Origin of the sequence: Tabrizicola sp. (assembly GCF_036781545.1) — a bacterium.
Classification (GTDB): domain Bacteria; phylum Pseudomonadota; class Alphaproteobacteria; order Rhodobacterales; family Rhodobacteraceae; genus Tabrizicola.
Genome location: NZ_DAIQAT010000145.1, coordinates 1 through 8,718, shown reverse-complemented (window position 1 = coordinate 8,718; position 8,718 = coordinate 1). Strand labels below are relative to the sequence as shown.

The window sequence follows — 8,718 nt, the reverse complement described above, 5'->3', positions numbered from 1 at the left end:
CAATTTCACCCTCGCGCTGGACAAGCAGGGGCACGAGCAGATCGTGCTGGTGGTCCGCGCCACCTTCACCCTGTCGCCCACCCGCGGCGAGCCCAGCCTGGTCGCGCCCGAGCAGCTGCCCCTGATCGAGGCCGACGTCTTCGGCCCCGACCCCGCCTGGGACGCCCCGGTCTTCGAGACCGACTTCGCCCATTTCCGCCCGCGCTGCGACGTGCTGTGCCACGCCCGGGCCCATGCCCCGCGCGGCGAACCCGCAACCACGGTCGACGTGGGCATCCGCCTCGGTCCCTGGGCGAAGAAATTCACCGCCCACGGCAGCCGCATCTGGCTGCGCGGGGCGGCGGGCCACACGCCCTCCGAGAAACGCCCCTTCCTGGTGCAGGACATCGGCTACGACCACGCCTATGGCGGCATCGACCCCGAGGCCGAGAACCCCGCCATGGCCAAATCCTTCCAGGAAAACCCCGCGGGCCTCGGCTACTACCCGAACTCGGTCAACCGCGAGGGCAAGCCCCTGGCCCAGACCTCGGAATTCGGTCAGGACGCGGTGTCCCCCGACGGCGGCTTCCCCCCCATGGCCTTCGGCCCCCTCGGCCGCACCTGGCTGCCCCGCCGCCAATACGCCGGCACCTATGACGACGCCTGGCTGGACAACCGCGTGCCCCTTTTGCCGATGGATTTCGACGACCGCTACTTCCAGGCCTCCGCCCCCGACCAGCAGATCCCCTACCCCACCGGCGGCGAGCCCGTCGAACTGGTCAACCTCTCCCCCGAAGGCCGCCTCTCGGGCGACATCCCCCGCACCCAGATCGTCGTCACCTTCGAACGGAAATCCGGCCGCGTCACCCAGCGCATCGCCAACCTCGACACCGTCCTCCTCCTCCCCGAGGCCGCCCGCATGTGCCTCACCTGGCGCACCCGCATCACCGCCGAGCGCGACCTCTTCGAATTCGCCCGCGCCATCGTCGTCGAACGGCCTCTGGACGGTGCCGCCCACTGGCCGGGGGGCAGCCATGGCTGAGACAGGCATCGCCCCCGGCCTCTCGGTCATCGGCTACGGCATCTGGTCCGCGCTCGGCCCCGATGGCCCCTCCACCATCGCGGGCATCCGCGGCCAGATCATCGGCTCCGAAACCGGAAACCTCTGGGACCCGACCATCGGCGCCAACCTCAACTGCTTCCGCGTCGCTGCGCATCAGTGGTGGGAGGGGCCGAGCTTCCTCCCCGACCTCGCCACGCCCCCCATCGAGGAATGCCTGGCCCAGGTCGCCACCCTGCCCGACGCCCTCCGCCGCCCCGCATCGGACATCCCCATCCTGATGACCGTCGCCCCGCCCGACCGCCCCGGCCGTCCCGGCGACCTGGAAACCCGGATGCTCGACGGCCTCGCCCGCAAACTGGGCCGCCCGCTGCCCCCCGGCTCCGGCGTGATCGGCGGCGGACGCTCCGGCCTGCCGCATCTCCTCGCCACCGCCGCCCGCCAGTCCAGCCGCTACCCGCTGCAGATCCTCGTCGGCGTCGAAAGCCTGCTGCGCCAGGTGATCGTCGAGCACTACATCGGCCGCAACCGCCTCCTTTGCGGCACCAACACCTCGGGCTTCACCGTGGGCGAGGCCGGGGCGGCGATCCTGGTGGCCCGCACGGGAACCACCCAGGGCCCCGAGCTTGCCATCACCGGCATGGGCACCGGCCTGGAACCCGGCCGCGACGGCGGTAGCCGCGAACAGGCGGTGACGGGCGAGGGCCTGACCCAGGCGATCCGCGCCGCGCTGGCGGTGACGGGGATTCCGTTCTATGATTTCCCGGCATTGATTGGCGATCTGAACGGCGAGCATTTCAAGTTCAAGGAGCAGATGATGGCCCAGATGCGCCTTGACCGCGCCCCGCCCGAAGGCCGCTCCCGCCGCCCGCGCGGATATACAGAACACTGGAACCTGATCGAATACGCCGGAGAGATCGGCGCGGCCCTGATGCCCGCCCAACTCGCCTGGGCCTTCGAGATGGGCCGCGCCGGGTTGCTGCCGCAGAACCGCGCCCTGTGCTTCGCGGGCGAAGACGACGGCCGCCGCGTCGCGCTGACCGCCGAGATGCGGGGGGCAGGATGAGCGTCTTTGCGAACGGGCTGGAGGTTTCGGGCAAGGCCACGCCCAACAAGACCATCGCCGCGATGCCCGATGTCTGCATGTCCCCCCCGCCGCCGCCCGCCGGGCCGGTGCCGATCCCCTATCCGCTGACCGGCATGGCCTCGGACACGACCGACGGCTGCACGAGTGTGTTCGTGAAGGGGAAGGAGGCGGGGAAGAAGAACGCCAGCAAGTACTCCAAGACCACCGGCGACGAGCCCGCCACCAACAGCTTCGGCGCGGGGGTGGTGACGCACAAGATCACCGGCCCGCTGAAATTCGCCGCCTATTCCTTCGACGTTATCTTCGAGGGCGGCGGGGCGGAACGGTTCAGCGATCTTACGACGCAGAACCACATGAACGCGGGGAACGCGTCGATGGGGGTGAGCGCCGCGCAGGCTGCGGTCATCGTCGGCGAAGGTGGCAATCCTTGTGCCAAACTGGACGAAGCCAACAAGGAAGCCTTCAAGAAGGTTGAAGAGCAGTCCAAGGGCAAGGGACTTTCCGACGAGGAAAAGACCAAGCTCACCAACTTCAAGAAAAGCGGGACCATTTCCCATGCCGTGCTGGACAGCTGCGGCAAACAGACCGCCATGGCAGGAACAAGCAGCGGCATGGTGCGCCGGTTCAATCCGCAGTTCTGCACCCCGGCCGGATCGACGGACGACGTGCTTGTCGACCATCCCGATGGAGAAAAGAACGCAAAAGGCAAGGTCAAGAAGCGGGTTCCGTCAAAGATATGCGGATCGGATTTCACCCATCCTCGCGGCGGTATGCACGCCCACAGCGAACCGGGGATTCTGGAAAACATAGACCACAAGAAGCTTTGCCCCGGCGCGAAGCTGATCATGAACATCGAATGGCATCAGTCGGGAAACCCGAAGCCACGGAACGATGCCTGCGGAAACTGCCAGAAGGTTCTGAAAGCCGCCTGCGAGTGTATGAAGATTGAACTTTGCAATGATGATGGCACGACCAGAGATGGCTGCAAAGAAGGTGATCCACCCCCGGAGGGACTGTAATGCTTGATATTCTGCCACATCTTCCCCACATTCAACCAATGCAGCCCGGTGATATTGATCGCTTCGTCTGGAAAGGGCTGACAAAACACATCGGCCCGACGTCTGACTTTACGCCACTTCAGAAGGCCCTGCTGAACAAGACCAACTGCGCCCTTTATATGATCTATATCGGCTGCGTCGGCTTTTGCTCTGCGCGGACGATCACCGCGCTTGACCAGAAGATGAACAATTCTCTGATCGAGCAGATATTCTGCTATCAGTTTGACTGGCGGTATCCCAAGCTGTTCGGGCTTCCCATCACCATGGTCGATTCCGGCGCCGAACGGATTTCCGCGATCAGGCGATCCGTAGCGTTCTATTTTTTTGATATTGTCGAACGCATGCCGAGCTTCTTCAATTCGAACAGCCCGATTGCCGATGTCTCCTTCATGATCAATCTGGCGCGGCATATTGCAGGGCGCGAAAATCAGGACATCTTCGACAGCTGGGTCGAAAAGATGATCGCGCGAATGGATGTTATCGCGCCTTTCCACGAACATCCCTCGCCAAAGCTTTCGGACTATGCATCACGCGAGGAATGGGAAGATACCGTTCGAAAGGTCCACGGCGATCCGTTTCCGATGGAGGTGCTGAACCTTTCGTTCGACCCGACCGGGAAGGACCTTCGCGCGCTGGCAGTCGCCGAACTGAATTCCATCGACCCTGCCGGAAACCCCTTGCTCGCCACGCCCGATCTGTTGCGCGAGCGGGGCTTCAAGGGCACGCCATATCGGCTAGCAAGCTGATGGCCATTGTCGACCCGCGCCTGTTTCTTCCACCGCGACCGGCCGATTATGCCTGGGACGAGCCCAACTACCTTGTCCACTTTCACTTTTTGCCATCCGATCTGCATGACCGGCTGCTTCTGCTCACCCATAATGCCAACCTCGCGCTTGCCATCGGATCGGGTTACTGGATTCTGGCCCGGCTCGGCCCGCTTGACCCGGACCGCGAACCGATGGAGTTCACGCAGGCGGTCTGGGCTGAAATGGCCCCAGACTACGCCTGCGCCCGCCACTATCCCCCCGACGACTTGTGGCGCGGTCCTGTGCGCGGTGCCTTGCTGACCGAGATGACGATCCTGTTTGATGTGCTTGACGAACGGGGGAACAATCCGGTCATCGCCGACCGCGCCGTCTGGATGTACAACTTTGCCCGGCATGTGATCGGACCTATGCCCGAATACCACGCCTGGTTCGAGGCAACGATCCAGCGACTGGAACGGCATCACTCCTGGTCTGCCGAAGGCAACCCGCAGGCAAGGCTGTTTGACGATCATTTCCCGGTCGGCAGGCCTGTCTCACCCGAAGTGTTGGACCCTGAATTCCCCTACGATCCGGCACAGGCACCTGATCTGCTGGACCGGCACATCAACCGATTGCTGCGGAACGGAAACCCGTTTGTGCTGGACGCCGACGAGCATGATCATTGATCTGCATATTCTAACAATCCGTTACCGCCCACACCCAACCCCTTGATTTCCCTTACCCCGCAAACCTGCCCGCGCGCGGGCACCCCGGCCTCAGTTCAGCTGCACGCTCGCCCCCTGCACCCGGTTCGGGCCGTCTGAGCGGCTCAGGACCTGGGTCCCCCGGATCGTCACCCGCCCGTCCGCCGTCATCGTGATCGACGCCTTTCCGCAGCGGAGCGTCATCTCCCGCCCGGCCTCGATCACCAGCCTCTCCCCGTCCACCTCGACCTGCGGGGCGGGGGGCTGGATCAGGCCCAGGATCAGCGGCTGGTCGTCCATCATCGTGACCGCCGCCACCCTGCCAACCGAAGCCGCCGTCACGGGGACCAGCGACTGCGCGAAGGCGGGGGTGTCGCCCAGCACCGCCGGGACACGCACCAGCGCGCGGCCGTCCGGGCCGATGCCGATGATCTCGGCCCGGTGGACGCCCTGCAGGCCGAGGAAAGGTCCGTCATGCATCGCAGCTCTCCCTATTCGAAGGCATAGCCGAACCCGGCGTCCGAGCCCGTCACCGTGACGCGGGTCAGTTCCGCCCCCTCCAGCTTGCGGTTCAGGACCTGGCGGCTGAGTTCCGGCAGCAGCGTGTTGGTCAGGATCGCGTCGATCATCCGCCCCCCGCTCTCGATCTCGGTGCAGCGGGCCTTGATCGTGTCCATCACCCCCTCGCCGATCACCAGTTCCGCGCCATGCCCCGCCTCCAGCCGCCGGGCGATGCCGCGCAGCTTGTGGCCGGCGATGGCCTCGATCATCTGGTCCGACAGGGGATAGTAGGGGATCGTCACCACCCGTCCCAGAAGCGCCGCCGGAAATACCTTGAGGAGCGGCGCGCGCAGCGAGGCGGTCAGCTCCTCAAGGTCCGCGCCAGACTTGCCGTCCTCGGTCATCGCCATGATCTCTTCCGACCCGACGTTGGAGGTCAGCAGGATCAGCGTGTTCTTGAAGTCGATCCGACGCCCCTCGCTGTCGTCCATCATTCCCTTGTCGAAGACCTGGAAGAAGATCTCGTGCACGTCGGGGTGGGCCTTTTCCACCTCGTCCAGGAGGATCACCGAATAGGGGCGGCGGCGAACGGCCTCGGTCAGGATGCCGCCCTTGCCATAGCCGACATAACCCGGAGGCGCGCCTTTCAGGGTGCTGACGGTATGCGCCTCCTGGAACTCGGACATGTTGATCGAGATCAGGTTCTGCTCGCCGCCATAGAGGGTTTCCGCCAGCGCCAGCGCGGTCTCGGTCTTGCCGACGCCGGAGGGGCCGCAGAGCATGAAGACGCCGATGGGTTTTTCCGGCGCGCCGAGGCCGGCGTAGCTGGTCTGGATGCGATTGGAGATCATGCCCATGGCGTGATCTTGTCCCACCACGCGCTCGGAGAGCGTCCCGGCCAGTTGCAGGGCGCGTTCGGTCTGGCTGGCGAGCATCCGTCCCATCGGGATGCCGGTCCAGTCCTGAACGATGGCCCCCACGGCAAGACGATCCACCGCGGGAAGGATCAGTGGGCGTTCCCCCTGCGCCTCGGCCAAGGCGGCCATTTTCGCGCGCAGGTTGGCCAGCATCTCGGCGCGGGCTTCCGGGGTCAGGGCCTCGGGCTCGGCGGTGTCTTCGGACGCTTCCGGAGGAGTCTCGCCGGTAATGCCGGTCTCATCGACGGGCTGCCCCGCCCCGCGCAGGGTGGCACGCAGGGAGAGGACTTCGTCCACCAGAGCCTTCTCGGCGTCCCAGCGGGCTTTCGCGGCGTCCAGTTCGGCCCCGGCCTTCGCCAGCGCGGCCTCGACCTCGGCCTTGCGCTCGCCGACCTCGATGCCGATGGCTTCTTCGCGGCTGATGATCCCCTGTTCGACCTCAAGCGAGGACAGGCGGCGTTCGATGTCTTCCACCTCGGCAGGCGTGGCGTGCTGCGAGACAGCAACCCTTGCGCAGGCGGTGTCGAGCAGGCTGATCGCCTTGTCCGGCAGCTGGCGCGAGGGGATGTAGCGGTGCGACAGCGTCACCGCGGCCTCGATCGCCTCATCCAGGATTTCCACCTTGTGGTGCTTTTCCAGCACCCCGGCCACGCCGCGCAGCATGCGGACGGCGGCTTCCTCCGCCGGTTCCTCCACCTTGACCACCTGGAAGCGGCGGGTGAGGGCGGGGTCCTTCTCGATATGCTCCTTGTATTCCGACCAGGTGGTCGCGGCGACGGTACGCAACTCGCCCCGTGCCAAGGCGGGCTTCAGCAGGTTCGCGGCATCACCCGTGCCCGCAGCGCCCCCGGCGCCGATCAGAGTATGCGCCTCGTCGATGAAGAGGATGATCGGTTTCTCCGATGACTGCACCTCGTCGATCACCTGCTTCAGGCGCTTCTCGAACTCGCCCTTCACAGAAGCCCCGGCCTGCATCAGGCCCACGTCCAGCATGTGCAGATCGACCGCTTTCAACTGCGGCGGCACGTCGCCGCGCGCCAGCCGCAGGGCGAAGCCTTCGACCACCGCGGTCTTGCCGACCCCTGCTTCGCCGGTGAGAATCGGGTTGTTCTGGCGGCGGCGCATCAGGATGTCGATGATCTGGCGGATTTCCGGATCGCGGCCGATCACCGGGTCGATCTTTCCGGCCCGGGCGCGTTCGGTCAGGTTCGTCGCATACTGGTCCAGCGCCGATTTGCCGCCGGGGGCCTGCTTGGCCTTCGGGGCCTCGCCTTCGGGCTTCGCGCCCTCGACCGACTCCGCCAGCAGATCGCCCAGTTGCGCGCCCATCGAGGCCGGGTCGATCTTGTCGAACTCCAGGCTGATCTTGAAGAGCAGGCCTTCCAGCACCGGCACCTTCAGCGCGCCGAGCAGGATATAGGCCGACCGCACGGTGTCGTCGCCGAATTCCAGGCTGCCGAAAGTCCAGCCCTCCTGGATGGCGCGGAAGATATGGTCGGAGAACTCCTCGACCGAGCCCGCGCCATGCGGCAGGGCATCGACGGCCCTTGTGATGTCGGCGGCCAGGCGCGAAGCGTCCATCCCGGCTGAAGCGCAAAGAATTTCGAAATCGGATCGGGCGGACTGGGACAGCGCCTCGATGAAATGCACAAGTTCGACGTAAGGGTTGCCGCGCGCCTTGGCTGTCTGGGCCGCAGCGGAAAACGCCTTCAGGCAGACAGGGTTCAGCTTGCCGACAAGCTCTTTCCGCTTGATCGTCTCGGTGCCGCCGCGTGGGGCCATAATCCTTCCCCTCAAGTGTTTTGAATATGCTTGCTCATCAGGGCGGAAAGACGCAGGCTTTCCGCAAGGTCAGTCTAGTCCGGAATTTTTCCCATGGCGAATGTTTTGCTGGCAGAGCCGGTGGTGGAATCCAGACCCCGGTCGGCTGCAGGGTGACAGGATGATCGACCGTCTGCCCGGAGACATCTTCCGCCAGGGACAGGTGCTGAACCACACCTACGAGATCGAGGGTGTGCTGGGGCGCGGCGGCACGGGCGAGGTCTATCGGGCGCGGAACCAGATTTCCGGGCGGATCGTCGCGATCAAGGCGCTGAACGCGCAGTTCTCGGGCAACGACGACTATATCCAGCTGATGCGCCGCGAAGAGCAGATGCGCGACGTGCTGAACGACGCGGTGGTGCGCTATACCGAATGTTCGCGGACCGATCAGGGCCATGTGTTTCTGGTGATGGATTTCATCGACGGGCCGTCGATGAACGACGTGATGATGCGCCGCCGGATGGATGTGCGCGAGCTGATGATCATCGCGCACCGGGTGGCCGAGGGGCTGGTGGCGGCCCATGCCCGGGGGATCGTCCACCGCGACCTGTCGCCGGACAACGTGGTGTTGCGCGACAGTGCGCCGGAGAAGGCGACGATTATCGACTTCGGCATCGCCAAGGACACCTCGACGGGGGCGAAGACCATCGTCGGCAATGAATTTGCCGGGAAATACGAATATGCCGCGCCCGAGCAGCTGGAAGGCCGGGCAGAGAAGCGGTCGGACCTTTATGCGCTGGGGGCGACGCTTCTGGCGGCTTTCCGGGGGCAGGTGCCGTTTGCCGGGGCCACGCCGGGAGAGATCGTCCGCCGCAAGCAGAACCGGCTGGATACCGAGGGCGTGC

8 protein-coding genes are annotated in these 8,718 nt (G+C 65.3%); 6 read left to right on the top strand and 2 right to left on the bottom strand.

Annotation, left to right across the window (positions count from 1 at the left end):
• The 5 genes from V7Q39_RS16770 to V7Q39_RS16750 all read left to right on the top strand — a co-directional run.
• Window positions 1-1,021: DUF2169 family type VI secretion system accessory protein (locus V7Q39_RS16770; RefSeq protein ID WP_333817762.1), on the top strand; the 1,021-nt coding region annotated here is incomplete at its 5' end.
• Window positions 1,014-2,105: a 3-oxoacyl-ACP synthase gene (locus V7Q39_RS16765; protein WP_333817761.1), complete on the top strand. Its 1,092-nt coding sequence runs from the start codon at window positions 1,014-1,016 to the stop codon at window positions 2,103-2,105. The genes V7Q39_RS16770 and V7Q39_RS16765, both read left to right, overlap by 8 nt.
• Window positions 2,102-3,145 carry a DUF4150 domain-containing protein gene (locus tag V7Q39_RS16760; RefSeq protein ID WP_333817760.1) on the top strand — a complete coding sequence of 348 codons (1,044 nt, stop codon included), beginning with the start codon at window positions 2,102-2,104 and terminating at the stop codon, window positions 3,143-3,145. Before V7Q39_RS16765 ends, V7Q39_RS16760 begins: the two co-directional genes overlap by 4 nt.
• Complete coding sequence (locus tag V7Q39_RS16755) at window positions 3,145-3,930, top strand: hypothetical protein (protein WP_333817759.1); 786 nt, start codon at window positions 3,145-3,147, stop codon at window positions 3,928-3,930. The genes V7Q39_RS16760 and V7Q39_RS16755 overlap by 1 nt, the downstream gene beginning before the upstream one ends.
• A complete protein-coding gene (locus tag V7Q39_RS16750) occupies window positions 3,930-4,616 on the top strand; it encodes a hypothetical protein (RefSeq protein ID WP_333817758.1) in 687 nt (228 codons plus the stop codon). Before V7Q39_RS16755 ends, V7Q39_RS16750 begins: the two co-directional genes overlap by 1 nt.
• Window positions 4,617-4,706: 90 nt before the next feature.
• Here the strand turns inward: V7Q39_RS16750 and V7Q39_RS16745 are convergent, their stop codons facing one another.
• Together V7Q39_RS16745 and tssH are read right to left on the bottom strand one after the other, a co-directional pair.
• A complete protein-coding gene (locus V7Q39_RS16745; RefSeq protein WP_333817757.1) occupies window positions 4,707-5,114 on the bottom strand; it encodes a hypothetical protein in 408 nt (135 codons plus the stop codon).
• An 11-nt stretch (window positions 5,115-5,125) separates the two neighbouring features.
• A complete protein-coding gene (gene tssH, locus V7Q39_RS16740) occupies window positions 5,126-7,834 on the bottom strand; it encodes a type VI secretion system ATPase TssH (protein WP_333817756.1) in 2,709 nt (902 codons plus the stop codon).
• Window positions 7,835-7,994: 160 nt separating this feature from the next.
• Here tssH and V7Q39_RS16735 point away from each other — a divergent pair.
• Window positions 7,995-8,718 (top strand): serine/threonine-protein kinase (locus V7Q39_RS16735; RefSeq protein ID WP_333817754.1); only part of this gene is annotated, 724 nt, incomplete at its 3' end.